This is a genomic window from Bacillus sp. 491mf (assembly GCF_900112415.1).
Classification (GTDB): Bacteria; Bacillota; Bacilli; order Bacillales; family Bacillaceae_G; genus Bacillus_A.
The window spans coordinates 1-17,751 of the sequence record NZ_FOLV01000014.1 but is presented as its reverse complement, the minus strand read 5'-3'; the positions used below and the strand labels follow the sequence as shown (position 1 = coordinate 17,751).

Below are 17,751 nucleotides of genomic sequence, written 5' to 3'. Positions count from 1 at the left end.
CAAAACCTCCAGAAATCTAAGTTTGTTTTACATGTAACTATGATTTAAATAATAATCCGTTAGCCATTTCGCCATCGTAGCAGTGTCATATCCGTTTTTACGTAATAAACCGGACGTATCTTCATGGTCATATGATGAAGTAAGAATTTTTTCTGCCCATACCTCTGGCGTTTCCTTTAAGCCCACAAATTCTATTCGACCTGACACATCCGTTTCATCAGTTATCGTATCGGATACAACACATTTTAAGCCAGCAGCCTGCGCTTCAACCAGTACAACAGGCAATCCTTCAAATAGCGAAGGAAACAGAAATAAATCGAACCCTTGCATAAGGAATGATATATCTCCTCTAACTCCTAAAAACCTTACATGAGACGATAACCCTAAGGCAGCTACCTTCTTTTCTACCAATGGTCGTAATTGACCATCTCCTACCATAACAAGCAGGGAATTAGGATTCTTATCGTGCACAGCTTTAAACACATCAATTAGGAAATCGTGATTTTTTTGCTTATTAAATCTTCCGATATGTCCTAATACTAATTTATCTTCTGCACCTATTTCTTTCCTTATTTGCTTCCTAATTTCTTCATCATATTTAAATTCCTCTACATTAACTGCATTGTTCAGAACAGTTACTTCCTTAGATTCACATACTTTCCGTCCAAATAACCATTGGCCTGCATTTTTTGAACATGCAAAATACTTGTTAGGATTATCCTTCATAGAAAATCTCGCATACAAACGAAATGGTAGCTTTATATCTATACCCAAATCACTTAAATGACTATGCGCAATACGGCAAGGAACACCCGCACGTTTGGCTGCTCCAAGTACAAAACTGCTATTTTCGTTAATATGAGAATGTACTACTTTATATTCAGGATGATCAAGAAAGAATGTATCGAGTAATTTGAAATATGAACGATAATTGCCAGGTCTTATTTGCGGCATTCGATAAATTCTTCCGCCAAGACTTAATATTTCATCATCATAATGCCCTTTTTCTTCTCTATGTACCATGAAGTCAAACTGTATCTTATTGCGATCAAGCTTTCGATAATAATTCATTAACATCGTTTCAAGCCCGCCACGATTCATGATTGTCACTACTTGCAATATACGATTAGGTTCCAAGATTCTCCCCCTATCTAACTATTTTTCTAAGTTTATCAATTACTACCAAAATAAAATAATATCCTAGTGTGAATCGGAATTTTGCACAAAAATAAAATACCCTCCAAGCAATTGAAAAATATTTAATTTCAAATTGCCTAAAGGATTCTTTGATGCGTTTATCCTTTAATATGGAATGCAACCTACTGATTTTCATCAAAGTAGATCCCTTATTTTCTTTGCTTATTGTGTTTAAGCCGAGCCCTAATGTACCAAGACATATCCGATTATTTAAGGCTATATAAAAGTCTTTTTCCATTTTCTTATTATCTAAGAAGTTTTCAATTATACCGTAAAGATTGAACCATTGATTCATTAAATTGGGCTTATAAGACGTTGTAACTGATGTAGTGTTTACTCTCCAATAATGATAATAAGGTTTATTTATAAAAACAAAAGTTTTTGCATAATAAAAAGCGTATATATTAAACAGGGAATCCTCATTAGTCCCTATTTTGCTTAAATCTACAAATTCAAGATTATTTTCTTTAAGAATATCTAAGCGATATAACTTTGACCATACTGTCCCCCATGCATCGAGAAGTTCTGGATTTGCTATTTCTTCATTTAAAGGACCAATCAAACGTCTCATAACTTTTAATTGGACTTCTTCATTGCGATAACAGACCTTTTCAGGAAGGTTGAATTCTTTTATCTTTGAATGAGTACCAAACTCTCGAATATACGTACACATAACAATATCAGCTTTTTCCTCAACTGCGCTTTTATACATTGATTCATACATATCTTTATCTACCCAATCATCTGGGTCAACAAAACCAATATATTCTCCTTTAGCTGCACGTATCCCCTCATTCCTAGCTGAAGAAACCCCACCATTTTCCTTTTCTATCACCACAATACGACTATCTTTTTTTGCATAATCGGAAAGTAATTTTGCACTTCCATCTGTTGAACCATCATTTACAGCTATAATTTCTACATCATTAAAATTTTGTGATAATAAACTATCCAAACATCTACTTAAGTATTGTTCAACATTATATATAGGAACTATCACACTAATTTTTGGTTTCATTTACATCCCTCAACATATATTGTGTATAAATATTATTCAATTCAGTACCTACTTCGTCAACCGAGTATTTTTTTACTCTATTTACATTTTCAATCTTAATCTTTTCTCGTAGTGTTCTTGAATGAATACACTCTAGTATTCGTGATGCAAAAAGCTCTACCTCTCCAGGTGTTACAAGATAACCGTTTGTTGTATCTATGATTAGCTCCCTATGCCCTCTATTATCAGTAGCTACAACTGGAAGACCACAAGCCATAGCCTCCATAATATTTACAGGCAATCCTTCTCGAAGACTAGATGCAACAGCGAGATCACACATTGATAATAAGGAAGCAATATCAGTTCGATAGCCGATAAAATGAACCATTTCTGCAACTCCTAGATGAACAGCCAGCTGCTTACACTCGTCCATTAATGGACCGTTTCCTGCAAGTAAAAGCTTTGCATTCGGAACTTCATTCTTTAATAAAGCTAATGATTGAATCAAGAATTGCTGATTTTTATTTTTGTTAAACTCAGCAGCATAAAACATTAGGAAATCATCTGGTTTATAACCAAACTTTATTTTTAAATCTTGTTTATATTCATCTTCTACCAATTTAAATTGTTCTATATCTACGCCTATTCCATGAACATGTTCAATGCACTTTGCTTTAAAGCGATGTTTCACCGCAAGATTATAATCTTCTGAATTGATTGTTATGAGACAATCAGTATAAGAAGCTAATCCTCTTTCAATTGGATAATATGCAAGCCAATTTATAAGGGGAGCACCCTTACAAAAATGAAATCCATGAGCTGTATAAATCACCTTTGTTCCTTGTTTTCTTGCTTTTTTTGCAGCTAAGCGAGCAAGAACTCCTCCCATAGGTGTATGACAATGAATAATGCTGTACTTATTGTTATTGATAATTGATGAAAGCTTCTTATAGGCCTCAAAATTTTGCAGTCTAAAAGGTGATCTCTGAATAGGAATATCATATTTTTTATGTACGTATGGAAGGTCCATATTACCACTTGCAGCAACATGTACCTCCCACCCTTGTTCTGTAAACCATTTCATATATGGTAAATGAAAGGCCTTAAAATGGTAATCTACTGTTGCACAAAACAACACTTTCTTAGACAATTAAATCACGCACCCATTTAACTATATTCTTGATTCAAGTAAAGCCTCAACAAATCGTTAACCCAATGCTGGTGTTAACACTTTCGAAGCGTTATGTCTATTAGCCAAATCTAATAATATGTTTCGTAATTCTTCTTTATCCAAATCAGAGTGTGTAGAAATAATCTTTTCGATTTCTTCTATATAAATATTAGTTTCTTTTCCTACATAAATTCTCGGATAAATTTGTTGTTCAATCATTTCATCATCTTTTAATAGCTCTTCAAAAAGCTTTTCTCCTGGTCTCATTCCGGTAAATTCTATTCCAATCTCTTCAACAGAATTTCCTGATAACTTTATTAAATTTTTGGCCAAATCAACAATTTTTACTGGTTCTCCCATATCTAATACGAAAATTTCTCCGCCCTCAGCTAAAGCTCCCGCCTGTATAACTAGTCTCGATGCTTCTGGAATAGTCATAAAGTAACGAACCATATCAGGATGCGTAACTGTAACTGGTCCGCCTTTTTGAATTTGCTTCTTGAATAACGGAATTACACTACCTCTACTTCCTAATACATTTCCAAAACGAACGGCAACAAACTTTGTTTGACTCATTTTATTTGTATGTTGAACAATCATTTCAGCCAATCTTTTCGTTGCTCCCATAACATTCGTTGGATTTACTGCTTTATCAGAGGAAATCATAACAAACGTCTCGACATCGTGCCAACTTGCTGCTTGTGCAACATTCATCGTTCCCATCAAATTATTTTTTACAGCTTCTTCAGGGTTATATTCCATTAATGGGACATGTTTATGTGCAGCAGCATGATAGACAACATTTGGACGGTATTTATTCATTACTAACATCATTTTCTTACTATCTTGTATATCGGCAATTTCCGGAATAAATGTAATCTCCATATTACCATATAGCTCTCTTAGCTCCATTTCAATGGAGTAAATACTATTTTCACCATGACCTAATAAAATTAACTGCTTTGGATTAAATTTTGCCACTTGTCTACAAATCTCTGAACCGATTGAACCACCAGCACCAGTCACTAAAATGACTTTATCGGTTATGTATTCAGAAATACTATTCATATCCAACTCAATCGGACTACGTCCTAGCAAGTCTTCTACTTGAACATCGCGGAATTCATTAACTGAAACTTTCCCTGTTACTAAATCTTCTAGCATAGGAAGAATTTGCGTCTTAGCTTTTGTCTTTGAACACTCTTTGAAAATAGCGTTCAATCCTTTTTTACTAAGCGAAGGAATAGCAATTACGATACTATCAATATTAAGTTCTTGAACAACAGACTCAATTTGGTTTACTCCCCCAATGACTGGAATTCCAAGAATATCAAGATTATGTTTCTTCACATTATCATCAATAAATGCAACAGGTAATAATTCTGTTTCATTGTTTTGTAACAATTGTCTTGTCACCATTGTTCCAGCTGAACCGGCGCCAATAATTAAAGTTCTCTTTTTCGTATCATCCCTTTTAAAGTATGCATCCCGAAGCATCCGCCAAATAAAACGGGATCCTCCAATTAACAAAACATGTATCATCCAAGTTATAGCAAGTAACCGAAAATAGACTTCATGTATTACTAGTTGTTGTACCAAAGCTGTAGTTGCAATAGAAAATGTAATAGCTTTAAAAATAATTAATAATTCCCCAATACTTGCATATTCCCATGCTTTTTTATACAACTTATAAATAAAAGCAAAAAAATGATGGCTACATAATAAAGTGATAGAACTAACTACAGATGTTAATGTAATAACTCGAAAACTACCATTTACAAAAAAATAACTAAAATAAATCGCACTTAATACTATAAGTGAATCCGTTAAAAGCAATAACGACAACCTTTGCCGGTACGTCATATAATTCCCACCTTTTTAATCATTACTTAAAAAAATTAAAGTTTTTAACTATGAGATCTTTCCAAAAACCCATAGTTAAAATCTTTAATAAAATTTGGGCATCAAACCCACCCTCACACCACACTCTTGACGACTAGCATCTAAGGTATATTTCAACCCACAGTATAGCCGAGTATCTCCATTGATATTGGTAAGGAGACATCACCATATTTAATCTTTCAAAAGAACCACTTTGTACTTTATAAAGAACATGTCGGTTTAAAATCTTTTTATCTCATTAAATAAATATACTTTATATTTATAGGATACTCCTATATATTAGTTGAAATTCATTTTTACACTTCTCAATTAAGTAGCCAATTATCATTCGAATTCCCTTTATTGGATACTGAATTTTATTGATTTTGACGATGAGTGACTTGTAAAAGACATTTTATTCAACTTATATAAATCCATTTTGATTTTTCAATATACAAATCTCTTCTATGCAAAAAAGTGACTTGCACTTATCTTCTCTCTTGTTTTCACTAAGTTTTGGTAGAAAAAAGCTCCCCAACCAATTCAATGCATAGCCAGATGCTCTTCCCTACCTAAAAAATGGTTTTATATCTTTTTTAATTCACTATGCCTTGTTGTTTAATATAGCTCCCCGTAGTTTCCCTTTTGTAAAATTTAGTATTTTTTTAGCTTCAATTGCATCCTCATTCTTAGTATGGTTATAGTTTACTACTAGCAATACACCATCACATTGATCAGCTAAAATACTTGTATCTGCTACCCCTAAAATTGGTGGAGAGTCAATTAATATGATGTCATACTGATCCATTACTTTTTGAATTAAATTCTCCATTGCGATCGAACCAAGCAACTCAGCGGGATTATGTGGGACTGGACCACTTGTTAATACATGTAGTCCTCCAATTTCTGTTTTCTTTACAGCCGATTCCATTACTTTTTGCTCACTCAAAATATTTGATAATCCAATTGTATTTTCAAGCTGGAATATTTCATGAAGTGCCGGCTTTCGTAAATCAGCATCAATTACTAATACTTTTTCACCTTGTTGAGCTATGGAAACAGCCAAATTTGCGGCAATAGTCGATTTTCCATCCCCAAATCTTGGAGATGTAATAACGATGGTTTTATCTTTACCATTGATAGATGAAAATTGGAGATTTGTACGAATTGTACGATATTCTTCAGCAATTTTGGAATTTGGCACAGTATGAGTAACTAGGCTTTCATTTTTACTTTCGTCTCTTTTTCTTCTGATTTTGAAAACCACTTGCCTATCCTCCTTAATGATGTAAATTTCTTTTCACTATATATATCTAGCATACTACTCTCATTCACTTTAGAAATACTTCCTAAAGTCGGGATATCTAATAACTTTTCAATAGTTCGTTCTGACTTAATCTTATCATCCAAAGAATCAAGTAGAAAAACAAGACCCACACTTAATACTAAACCAACAATGAACGCAGTCATTATCGCATTGATATGATTTATGTTTATTGGTACAGCGTATTTATTTGCTGTTGCTTCTGTTAAAATGCTAACACTATTAAAATTTAATATTCTTGCAGCCTCTTTCTTATAAACAGCAGCTGTAACATTTGCAATTTTAGCAGCCATTTTTGGGTCCATATCAACCACATTTATCTTCAAAACTTGCGAACCTTGTACATTTTCAGTACTTATTTGTCCGCTTAACGCACTTGCTGGCCTATTAATTTTCAATTCCGCAGCAACTTTCTCCATTACAACAGGTTCATTTACCAATACTTTAAGTGTATTCATAGATTCACTATTTGCTTGAATAAGTATTCTAGCAGAAGATGTGTATAATGGAGTTTTTAAGAAGAGACTATTAATCGCTCCCACTAACATAATCGTTAGTGTAACTGCAATAATTACCCATTTTCTTCTTCCTATCACAGCAAATAAATTTTTAAGATTTATTTCCTTTTCCATAGTTTCCCCCTACATTTTTAAAAATGAGTCTGACCCTTAAAACCAAACTCACTCATAAATCATTATTATGCACAGTTTATCATGCATAAAAGCACTACTTAATAAAACACAATTGTTCTATTTAAAATAAATTTTAGTTCTTTATACAGAACAAGTCAACATAAATATTCTATCAAGACATTCCCTCTTTTACAGATTTTTTTCTATCCCAACACTATTCAATATTGGTATTCTGTATTTAATAAAACTTCTTTCCATACTAATAATCCTTCTACAGAATCTACAGATAACTATCTATATAAATTCATTTTGATTTTTAGGCATATAGATTACTGCTATGCAAAAAAAGAATCCGTACTCGCTTTCTCTCTCCAATTTCCAATGCGCATATGGTAGAAAAAATCCCTGACTGCTTCTATGCATGATTATCTGCTCTCGCCCACCTAAAATGAATAGTTTTATGTCATTTCTTCACTTATATTTACATAATTCCCCTTACTAAAATGATTTTACATATCAAGTAAACATTAAAACCCCTTAACACCGAACGCGTCAAGGGATTAAAACTCTTAGTATAGATCAGTCTTCTCTCCATAAAATGAAATATAAGTTCCACCTAATCAATACTCTCATATTAGTAGGAGATCTATCTTTTACACTGTTATATAATACCTAATATTGATTTTTTTCGCGAAACCATAATGTTGCAATTCATTTTTCTCCCTCGTTTACTAAACAACCCTCATGTTTCGAGAGCAAATGTCGTTCATCAGAATCTTTTTTACAGTTTTCAAAAATTAATAACGTTCCTTCTGACGGAGCTATCTTAATATTAAGCATAGGAAAAAAGTTTCTCCACCTGAATTCACATTATTTAAATAAAGAAGTGCAGTAATAATCCTCTGTCCATTTTTTGAAAGTTGCCTTTTTCCTAGTGAAGTCAAAGGATTGAAAGCATCAAAATGAGCATCGAATTTCCCACCAACTTGATACCTTGCTATCTGTAATTGTTCAGCATAATTTAGTGGATATCCAACGACAGACGCAATGCGCTCGCATATTTGAAGAATAAGTTCGTTTAAATGATGTTGAAGCCAAGTAGTGTCTGATTTCCTTACAGTTGAAATTCCTAATCCTGATTGTCCTATAATTTTCGATGGTTGAAGATTATTTTGGGCTACATCAATTAATTGCCGACATTCTGTTTGTGTTGCAACTTTTTCATAACAAGCTATAAAAGGTTCATTATATAACAGATTTTCAGGATTCTTCATATGCATCCCCCCTCTATTCTTTAAACATGAAATTTATATGTTTATTTGATACTAATTTAATGTATGCATATGCCTAATAATAGTGAATAAGATTATGTTTCATGTCTAATTATGAAAATACAAAATCCAGAAATTAACATTTGAAATATAGTATCTATTATCGCTTCGCTAAGACCACCCTCAATTACTTCATAGCTAACAATTTGAATATAAACTCCCTTTATTTACTTATATTTGGACACATTTACCAATATTATTTTCCGAAAATTTATGTTAAATTTATTTAGTCAAGTGTGCCATTACTTGACAAATTGCCCTAAGAAGCCCCGTATACCCCGGGGCTTCTTTTTTTGACTCGATCTACAAAATGCCCGGATACCAGCAGAATCAAGGCCTTCCATTCTTATTGAACTACCCCCACCTACCGTTGCATAACCAAATAACCCGTCTAACTTTATGGAGTCACTTCATGCGCGCTTGAGGTGAGGTCTTCTCGCCAAATATGATAAAGAATCATATATTGATTACGTCCCATTGATGGACTTGCATTCTGCAACATAACCTAACTTTTTATATACTTTCACACCACGCTTTAAATAAATAAGTAACTACTCAGCCATACATTTCATTTAGAAGTTTGGTAAGAAGTATGATTCCAGTGAAAATACACTTCCACAAAAACTTTAATACCCATAAACGCCATGCAATTTCCTAGAATAACCGGTTTTCCCCTTCCCTTCCCCTCACCTTTTCTCCTAAATTTCAATATAAATACAAACATTCGATTATAACGATAAATTAATACAAAATTGTTGCTATGCAAAATTGCATAACACACAGCCATTATAATATGTTATCTTTATATAGTAATATCTTTTATCTACTTTTGTATTTGTAATGTCATAACAAATGTTTGATAAGAAAGCCGTTATCTTTTCAAACAGCAACAAAAAGCCCTAGTATACTTTTTTAAATATAGTATACTAGGGCTTTTTGTTAGTTATCAAAACTAACTTTCATATGATTTATCGAAATTAAAAATGTTTTATCCACAAAAAACTCCGATACCAGTAGTATCCAGGCTCCCTAATCTTAGTAAAGAGTCATCTATTGATCGCGTTCCTATTGATAATCTTGCGTACGGAACAGACTCTAAACCATAAATGTAAATCAATATACATTTAAAGTATTGATTTATCACCATTTCGAAAATTAGATACCTCAAAATAAATCAAAATACACTAAAAGAAATCGGGCAATTACCGGGCGTTTCTTCAAATAAAAATAAAAGAGCACAGTATGTATATATCGTAGGCCAGGTAAACACTTGCTGTACCCTCATGAGTCATTTTACATTATGCGGGATTATTTAGGGAACGTTTACCAAATTGGTGACGTTTTTTTGTTTCTGAGGGGAGACATATATAAATGAAGAAACGCATCAATATTTTAGCAACCGAAGACTCCTGCCACAATCTTTTTACATTTAAAGAAATTGCAGAACTTAACAAAACTGCACGTGAATACAGAGACATTAATAAATCGTCTATTAAGCGTTCCGATGTACACTCTAAACTTATTGCACTACTTGAAATTTTAAAGCGCCACAGCTGCAAATATGTAGGTGTTAGTTTCCTGTGTAAAAATTCAATTGCACATATAATGGAAGTTTCTTATAAAACTGTACAACGTTTAATGAAGAAACTCGTTGACCTAGGCATGAAACGTAAATCTGATATGCTGCAAACTGCTAATGCTATTATCATTCAACCTATTGTGGAAGAAATGTCCGACAAGGAACCTGTAAAAAGTCCTGCAAAGTGTCCGACCAATAAAACAACTACTCCTTCCTTAAAACAAAATATAAAAGATATAAACAAACGTAATAGTAATGATAATAGCAATACACCTGAAGAGAATATTCAACAAGCTGACTTTGTTGTTCATTGGGTACCAGAACGTTTTGTTTCTTTAGTAAGCTGTTTTTATACCAAATCAAAAACAATTCCAGAACTGCGGAAGGTCGTAAGACAATGTAACAGAGTTATTAATCATACAACAAGTGATAAAGCGTTTAGCAAAGACCAGGAGCTTGAAATCGGTGTACGTGCAATCAAAGAGTTTGTTATGAAAGTGAAAGCTGGGGTGAAGATGAAGAATGATAAGTTTGCATATTTCAACGGGATTGTAAATAACTTAATGGACAAATATTTCTTTGATGATGATTTCATGTGTGCGTAAAAAAAGAGGAGTGGCTTTTTATTGCCATCTCCTACACCAAGTCGAAAAATATGCAATTTGAGTATATGTGTGGGATAGATCGACGCAAATAGACGAAAACTCATTTCTCTATGAGTAAAATTATATTTTTAGAAGGGGTCACCATACATTTCCATCAACTTAAAATTTTATAATGCCCCCCAGAACGAAACTCTCAGCAGCTGCTAACTTTTTTGGGTAGCGTATCAATGATTTCAACGGCTACCCTCACAAAGACATTATTGCGCCACTCCAAATACATTGAGTTCAGCCACACTTGTCCATGGATTATTGTTTATCTCGCTTAAGGCACGCAGTTTAATATAGCGACCTGTCTTAGTTGCAAAACTGACTTGTTTTAAAGTGGTATCATTTGTAAAGTTACCTGTGGCTACAGCTGTTCCCCAATTCACTCCATCACTACTAACGTAGAACTCATAGTCCTTGATCGTTCCGTTCACTTGGGTGTCTTGTCTTGGCAAGTAGCTGAATTTGGAGATATTATAGGTTGCGCCTAAATCGATTTGAATCTCGTGCGGCATTGGAGCTGCGGGGCCCCAGCTCGTATGCCAAAACGTGTCTTTGTTTCCATCAAAGGCATAATTACCTAAATTGTACCAATTATAGCTGTCTACATATTTTAGTGTCCAGTTTGTTTGCGGAATCCAATTAGCTTCTTTTGTTGTGACTGCTACATTCATAGCAGAATTACTTGTGCTTGTCGTCGTAATCGTTACTCCCGATTTTTCTCCAGTGTAGGTATTACTGTTCGGATTGGTGTCTGGACCAAAGGAAGCAGCATGATTGTTATTCGTGTAATAGAATGGGTCCTGGTATTCACTGATGGATTGCTCTATATCAATGAAAGGATGAGGGTCATTAGTATCATTAATCATGGATTCATCAATATGCCAAACCGCGATGCCACCAGAATTTGTTGGCAAACTTGCATCATACCCAACTTTTTCACGATTTTCAACTAAAAAATACGTATTATCCTTTAAAGGAATCTTTAAAACATTATAGTTATTTGGGATCGCATTTAGAGTAAAATTGTTGGTAGTATTTACTACAGTTGGTGTTACAAATCCTAATTTTACTTTTGACCAGGCATCCATATGATCGGGTGTAGCTCCCTGATCTTCTCCTTGAAGACTATTCCAGGCTCCATTAGCCATTATACTTAGACCACCCACATGATTATTAGTGCCATATAGATCTGGAAGGCCAAGGGAATGGCCCAATTCATGAGCAGTGACACCAATCGTTGCCATATGACCAAATTGTTTTTCACCCTGCGTCGTATACAGACCTGATACTGTAACACCATCGTGATTTGTGTTAGGAGCATACCACTTATGTGCCCAAATATTAGGACCTGGATCACCACTAGCCTCTTCATTGCCAGCAAGAACAGTTACAATGTAGAAGCCATCTTTAGAGTCGATGACTTGATCATTATTGGTATCCAAACTAGCAAAATTCACCTGAGGATCAGCTTTAGCCAGTGCATCTGTTATAACCGTTCTAATGTCTTTTCCCGATGTATCCGGATGAGCGTAATCTAATTTTACTTTAACCACCCCATCATTTTGCGTACCATATGTTTCGGATGCCGGAGTGATCTGTGCTTTTCCATTACTCACTTCATTATAGTAATTCTTTACTGACTTTTGATTTGCAGAAAAGAATCTGTTGCTCCAATCATTCTCGCTATATGCGATATCAACATCTGTAAACCCAATTAACAAAACAAGTAATTTTTGGGGTCCTGAAACTGGAGTGACAGTTCCGTCAACATTTTCTGGTGATCCCGTAAATTCTTTCATGAGCTCCTGTTTTTTCTTTGCTTGAGGATTGTATTCCTTTATCCATTTATTCAAATTGTTTTCATCCACCGCTTTTGCAGGCTTCTTGTCAACTTTATATTTTTTCCCCGTCGATTTCAGTTCGTCTGATGTAAGTTCAGCGTAATTCCAATACCCCTTCTGATCTTGTAAAAGTACGTCGCCATCCTTTGTGCTTGCCCAATGGATCCATTCATCTCCATGCACCGTGGCTTGAAACGATTCGCCTGACGGTTGCTCCATTTTGACAACTCCATCGTATGCTGGTGCGGCAAAAGCGTTCGTTTGAAAGTACAAAACACAAATCAAAGAAAAAACGGACATGAACAGAAATTTAAAACTTCTTTGCATAAATCTTCCTCCCTTTAGTGGTTGTTATCATGTGGAAATAGTTTCCTCTATAGATTCATAAAGATCGCCTCCCCCCTTTAAAAAGTATTCAACAGCATAACTAAAATGCCATTTTGTGGAAAAAATTAAAGGGTTTAAATAAAATAAGTTGAGAAATATGATTTTATTGGAATTATAAATGGATAAAGGAATTTGTTTTGTAATTCCAATTGGCTGAACACTTCATATGTCTTCTATAGAAACCTTAATTACAAGATAAAAACTCTTTAAAAAGGAGTAAAATATATAACTGATTCCTTAACGTACAGGGAATCGGTTAAATTGTTTCTAAACGTATAATTTTCTTTTTTAATATGGTGACCCCTATAAAATGAAAAAAGTGCATAAAAAAAGCCCCCAAACGCTAAACGTTAGAGGTCGAATAAGGGTAAATTGGGAAGAAAAGCATGCAGAGGGGGGGATTCCCTACAACCGTAGTACATGTTATCATATTATTAAAATCCCTAAGATTTCCTTTAATTACAAAAAATGTTATTATATTTGTTTATTTATTTTATGTTACAGTTCCATATGTTAGTCAATTACAACACTGTTAAGAAGGAGTATACATAATGAAAGCAACGAAACTCGTATCATTAGCAATACCTATTCTATTATTAGTAGGTTGTGGGGTAGGAGATAAAGATTCTATCCCTAAGACTGAGGAAACTAGTAAAGCAATGTCGAAAACAGTAATATCTGAAAAACAGTATCCGTATTATATTTGTGAGCAACTGGTAGAGTTTCAATTCAAGAAGGATGAAATATTGTTAAAACTAGGAGAAGCTTCAAAAGATAATAAGAAATATAAAGATGTATTTAAAACAGCAAACGCTATGGATGAAGCCTTAGACCGTATGGAGAATATAATAGTACCTGATAAATACAAAGACATTCATAAACTCGTACAAGAAGGGATAACAGATGCAAGAAAAGGAACAAAGTTAATAAAAGACGCTGATAAAGACGATGGACTGAAGATTCAAGAAGCTGTATTAAAAAGTTCTCCACATATGTCAGGTGTAGATGGAGAACAGTGGAGAGAAGCAATTTATAAGTTAAATCAAGAAACCAAAGATGCCTACGCCAAAGCACTTGATAAGAAAATGGAAGAACATACAAAGTAATAGAGTAACTTGTAATTATACATACAATCATTCAACTAATAAGGGGTAATAGAAATATGAAAGCAAAGAAACTTGTAACGTTAGCACTTCCAATCATGTTATTAGGTGGTTGCGGAACAGACAAAGCAGACAGCGAAGAAAAGAAAGCAGACGTGAAAGTAGAACAAAAGTCAGATGATAAATCAGCGAAAGTAAAAGCGGATAAAGACGTAAAAGAAACGAAATCAGTAAAAGCAGACGATAAACAAGCAGAAGAGTATGTATCTACTGTCCTACATTTCATGCAGGAGCCTGGTAAACCTAAGTATATACTTCAGAGGAACGTTCAGCGTTACTAAAAGAAAACTGTAAAAAGTTAAAAGAATTAACTCCTCCTTCTAGCTTTGTAGAAGAACACAAACAGTTAGTTCAAGCAATAGACATTTTAGAAGACTCATTTAAAATGGAAGAAGCAGGTAAGACTGAATTAGCGAATGCGGTGTCGAAGGGTGCTATTAAGCAATTCGATAATACACTTAAACAGATTGAAGAAAAAGCAGAAACTATGGGATTATTTAACACATCTAAACAAAAGTAGAGTCTAAGTAAAAGGGGTATACATATGAAACAAAAAGTACTAGAATTACTTCTATACTTGACTTAAGTAAAGAGTTAGAAAGCACATTATCTACAGAAGAATTAAAAGAGTTACTTATGAATGCTAAAGTTTAATACATAGTAAAAAAGCCGACTCAATTAAGAGCCGGCTTTCTTCATCATCTAATCCAATGAACATATTCACCAAAGAACATCCAACCTTCAACGCATTCACCTGTTACATAAATCCAGTTCACATAACGGTAATGTACGTCATAGGCGGAACACTTTGTAATTTTATTAATTACTGGGTCTCCTGTGGATGCACCTTTTTTAAGTTTAACATCAGTAGCATTCACCTAAACAACACCTTTTGATTTACCATCTTTGTTAATAGATGCTGGATCATCTCGCATCCAATTATCTTCTGCTACCTTGTGCCAAAAATGAGAACCATCATAAGCCCACTCATAATACGTATGCCCTTGTCCCTTTGTGGCTTGACGTATGATAGGCGCATTCACATTAGGTTCTTTACGAATATTAGCTACATCAGCAGTCGTTGTAAGATATCCTAGTACCTCTTCTCCATTTTGTTGTGATTCTTCTTGATGTTGTTCATTACCGATAAACCATTCTAGTGACTTATCGCCAATCAGTTTATTTACATCACACTTTCCAACACCTTCTACATAACCACCTGTTGCGTTGTCAGCATATTGCCATAAGTCACATGCAGTATTACAACTTGAGGCTGGTGTCAGCATGAAGTATTTACAAGAACGTCTTGGACACGGCAGCATGCAAATTACAGCCGATGTATATTCCCACATTAGTAAGAAGTTAGATCAAGAAGCAATGACCAAATTTGAGGAACATATGCGGAATATCTTAGAATGATTTCCTAGATATTTGTGGGTATTTTGTGGGCATGAGTTTAAAACACTAAAATTATAGTTATTTTGCCCACAAATAAAAAAGCCCCGATACCAATAGTATCAAGGCCTCTCACTCTTAGTAAAGAGTCATATATTGATCGCGTTCCCATTGATGAACTTGCGTACGGAACACATCCTATCCTTTTATATGCTTTCACACCATACTATAAAACATTAATATATAAGTGTTTTCATAAAATTGATTTTCACGTTATTTTATACTAATTTCTAATTCCGTGGCTGTTTTGTGGCTGTTTTTAAGGGAACTTTGTGGCTGTTTTTCCTTTCAATTCTACATGAAATTATATTCATACTGATAAAAGACTATTGGAGATATCAGAAAGGAGATATAGATGAACATGGCTATTTAAGTCCAGCGGTTAATCGGGCTCCAGGAAGTAAAAATATAGCTGCTGATAATCGAATACAGTCTCATCACCCTATACAAAATGAGTGGGCTAAAAATGGTGACTTCGATTATAACGAAAAGAAGGCTCAAGCAATACTTTTACCATCAAGTTCTGGTTTGCCACATGCGAAAATTTCTGCTATGCAACGAAAACGAAGAAGAATTGAGGGGTATGATACTGATATACGCTATGAATTTAATGTAAGCTATAGGGAAATGATTGAGGCAGGGGTTGATTAAAAAATTGCAAGAAAGGTATTAGTTGATGCTTATAAATACTTTGATAGGTAAGGCAAAAAAATTAATTGAAAAATTAGGACCTGTTGGTGTAGCCCTAAGTGCAGTACCTACTGTTATAAATAATTAGTATTAAATATAGACACACTGGCGGTATTGTAAGTAATGAAGGTGAAGTGGATCTTCCTACACCACAAGCGTAACATTTGAATAGAGTTAAAGAACAAGCCGCCCACCTAAAAACGAGCGGCTTTCTTCATTATCTAAGCCAATTTACATAAGACCCATCAAATTTACACCTACTTGGTAATAACAATATATATTTTTTTACTTCCTTCTATTATATATAAAACAGTGTGATGAAAAAAGCCCTTCTCACATGAGAGGGCTTTTTTCTTTATTCATTAAGTCTCGTGAAAAAGTATCTTCTAAGTATCTAAATGCAACAACCTCTTCTTTTGTCATTTCCCTTACATAAATTGATTCCTCACGTGTCAATGGTTCTATTAATACTAATCCCGACATATTTCTATATACTCTTCTAAAGTTCACTTTCTCTTCCTCGCTCAGAAGTTTACTAAGAAATAGTTCAACAGAAACAGGTGTTAAAAAATTATTATTTTCATCAATAAAATTAATATCTATGTTGGCATCGATTTCCCGAATATGAAACAAGAAATTTTTATCTTGCTGCGATACTTGCACTAAGTACGCTGTTATCTTTTGTTCATCAATTACTGTCAATTCCACTAAAATCATCCCCTTAATTGTTATTACATGTAAAATTTTAACAATTAAATATTAAGGATGTGTAAAATTATGGTTAATTTATCTATAAAATCTTCTCAAAAAAAGAGCATGTGAAAGAAGAGATTATTCTCTTCTTTTTTTATTGTATTTACTTTTATTACTCTTTTAAATCTATATGTAAAATTCCAGTTAGTAGATACTAATAAAATATAAAAATAGTATAAATTTCTTACTTAATATAATCCATCTATATATATCCATTTTAATTTTCCGTCATCTTTGTCTAGTTCCAGCGGCTAGAACAGTCGGTGGCTTCGCGTCTTCCGCCGAGTCAAAAAGCGTCTCTATGTCAGATGCTCCATCCCCTTCTTGTTCTGAGCGAGCCGCTTCCGCTTTGCTGTTATGCCGAATGAAACATGACAGCTTCTATGCATGGCCAGATGCTCTCAACCATCTAAAAGAAAGAGGTTTTTATGCCGGTTTTTTAATTTGTATGTATATATGATTTACTAATATGGTATAATTTTCATAGTTAACTATATAGAGAAAGGATGCAAGCGATGGGAAAATTTCAAAGTAATTTTCAAACGGCAAGGCAAATCGCAACGCAAATGGGTACCGCTGCTGATGCCATTCAAAGTGCCACAAATAGATCCATAACAAGATCATCACGTACAACGTTATCTATCAACTCCAAAGTACAAGAAGCAAATCAACAAGCTTTAGATGTAACCACACAATT

Annotated in this window: 17 protein-coding genes and 1 pseudogene; 7 read left to right on the top strand and 11 right to left on the bottom strand. The window is 34.0% G+C overall.

Annotation, left to right across the window (positions count from 1 at the left end):
* Positions 1-27: 27 nt before the first annotated feature.
* The 7 genes from BM211_RS14390 to BM211_RS14360 form a co-directional block, all read right to left on the bottom strand.
* Complete coding sequence (locus BM211_RS14390; RefSeq protein WP_035436880.1) at positions 28-1,137, bottom strand: glycosyltransferase family 1 protein; 1,110 nt, start codon at positions 1,135-1,137, stop codon at positions 28-30.
* Positions 1,138-1,147: 10 nt separating this feature from the next.
* The gene (locus BM211_RS14385) at positions 1,148-2,215 is read right to left on the bottom strand and encodes a glycosyltransferase family 2 protein (protein WP_035436877.1); all 1,068 of its coding nucleotides are present in this window, start codon (positions 2,213-2,215) and stop codon (positions 1,148-1,150) included.
* The gene (locus BM211_RS14380; RefSeq protein ID WP_090998165.1) at positions 2,199-3,344 is read right to left on the bottom strand and encodes a glycosyltransferase family 4 protein; all 1,146 of its coding nucleotides are present in this window, start codon (positions 3,342-3,344) and stop codon (positions 2,199-2,201) included. Before BM211_RS14380 ends, BM211_RS14385 begins: the two co-directional genes overlap by 17 nt.
* A gap of 57 nt (positions 3,345-3,401) precedes the next feature.
* Positions 3,402-5,228 (bottom strand): polysaccharide biosynthesis protein, encoded by a 1,827-nt coding sequence (locus BM211_RS14375; RefSeq protein WP_090998162.1) that lies wholly within the window; start codon positions 5,226-5,228, stop codon positions 3,402-3,404.
* Positions 5,229-5,850: 622 nt separating this feature from the next.
* Complete coding sequence (locus BM211_RS14370; protein ID WP_090998159.1) at positions 5,851-6,513, bottom strand: CpsD/CapB family tyrosine-protein kinase; 663 nt, start codon at positions 6,511-6,513, stop codon at positions 5,851-5,853.
* Complete coding sequence (locus BM211_RS14365; RefSeq protein WP_035436866.1) at positions 6,462-7,202, bottom strand: YveK family protein; 741 nt, start codon at positions 7,200-7,202, stop codon at positions 6,462-6,464. The genes BM211_RS14370 and BM211_RS14365 overlap by 52 nt, the downstream gene beginning before the upstream one ends.
* Before the next feature lie 821 nt (positions 7,203-8,023).
* Positions 8,024-8,476 (bottom strand): prolyl hydroxylase family protein, encoded by a 453-nt coding sequence (locus BM211_RS14360; RefSeq protein ID WP_256217114.1) that lies wholly within the window; start codon positions 8,474-8,476, stop codon positions 8,024-8,026.
* Between the two features lie 1,428 nt (positions 8,477-9,904).
* On the opposite strand from BM211_RS14360, the gene BM211_RS14355 reads away from it, so the two are divergent.
* A complete protein-coding gene (locus BM211_RS14355) occupies positions 9,905-10,717 on the top strand; it encodes a cytosolic protein (RefSeq protein ID WP_090998156.1) in 813 nt (270 codons plus the stop codon).
* Positions 10,718-10,974: 257 nt separating this feature from the next.
* Here the strand turns inward: BM211_RS14355 and BM211_RS14350 are convergent, their stop codons facing one another.
* Positions 10,975-12,933, bottom strand: a complete 1,959-nt coding sequence (locus BM211_RS14350) for a M6 family metalloprotease domain-containing protein (RefSeq protein ID WP_090998154.1) — start codon at positions 12,931-12,933, stop codon at positions 10,975-10,977.
* Between the two features lie 611 nt (positions 12,934-13,544).
* Here BM211_RS14350 and BM211_RS14345 point away from each other — a divergent pair.
* The 3 genes from BM211_RS14345 (at position 13,545) to BM211_RS27175 (ending at position 14,676) form a co-directional block, all read left to right on the top strand.
* Positions 13,545-14,099 carry a hypothetical protein gene (locus tag BM211_RS14345; RefSeq protein WP_090998151.1) on the top strand — a complete coding sequence of 185 codons (555 nt, stop codon included), beginning with the start codon at positions 13,545-13,547 and terminating at the stop codon, positions 14,097-14,099.
* A 56-nt stretch (positions 14,100-14,155) separates the two neighbouring features.
* On the top strand, positions 14,156-14,437 hold the full coding sequence (locus BM211_RS14340) for a hypothetical protein (protein ID WP_090998148.1): 282 nt from the start codon (positions 14,156-14,158) through the stop codon (positions 14,435-14,437).
* Positions 14,438-14,541: 104 nt separating this feature from the next.
* Positions 14,542-14,676: a hypothetical protein gene (locus BM211_RS27175; protein WP_256217113.1), complete on the top strand. Its 135-nt coding sequence runs from the start codon at positions 14,542-14,544 to the stop codon at positions 14,674-14,676.
* A gap of 178 nt (positions 14,677-14,854) precedes the next feature.
* Here BM211_RS27175 and BM211_RS27170 read toward each other — a convergent pair whose 3' ends face one another.
* Complete coding sequence (locus tag BM211_RS27170; protein WP_256217112.1) at positions 14,855-15,034, bottom strand: hypothetical protein; 180 nt, start codon at positions 15,032-15,034, stop codon at positions 14,855-14,857.
* A complete protein-coding gene (locus tag BM211_RS27555) occupies positions 15,035-15,442 on the bottom strand; it encodes a hypothetical protein (RefSeq protein ID WP_371261882.1) in 408 nt (135 codons plus the stop codon).
* Here BM211_RS27555 and BM211_RS14330 point away from each other — a divergent pair.
* Positions 15,405-15,575, top strand: a pseudogene (locus BM211_RS14330) (site-specific integrase); the annotation flags it as partial. The gene BM211_RS27555 and the pseudogene BM211_RS14330 overlap by 38 nt on opposite strands.
* A 285-nt stretch (positions 15,576-15,860) precedes the next feature.
* A complete protein-coding gene (locus BM211_RS14325) occupies positions 15,861-16,262 on the top strand; it encodes a hypothetical protein (RefSeq protein WP_256217111.1) in 402 nt (133 codons plus the stop codon).
* Positions 16,263-16,634: 372 nt separating this feature from the next.
* Here the strand turns inward: BM211_RS14325 and BM211_RS14320 are convergent, their stop codons facing one another.
* Positions 16,635-17,009: a hypothetical protein gene (locus tag BM211_RS14320; RefSeq protein WP_090998145.1), complete on the bottom strand. Its 375-nt coding sequence runs from the start codon at positions 17,007-17,009 to the stop codon at positions 16,635-16,637.
* A 560-nt stretch (positions 17,010-17,569) separates the two neighbouring features.
* Here BM211_RS14320 and BM211_RS14310 point away from each other — a divergent pair.
* On the top strand, positions 17,570-17,751 hold a 182-nt coding region (locus tag BM211_RS14310), incomplete at its 3' end, for a TIGR04197 family type VII secretion effector (protein WP_090998142.1).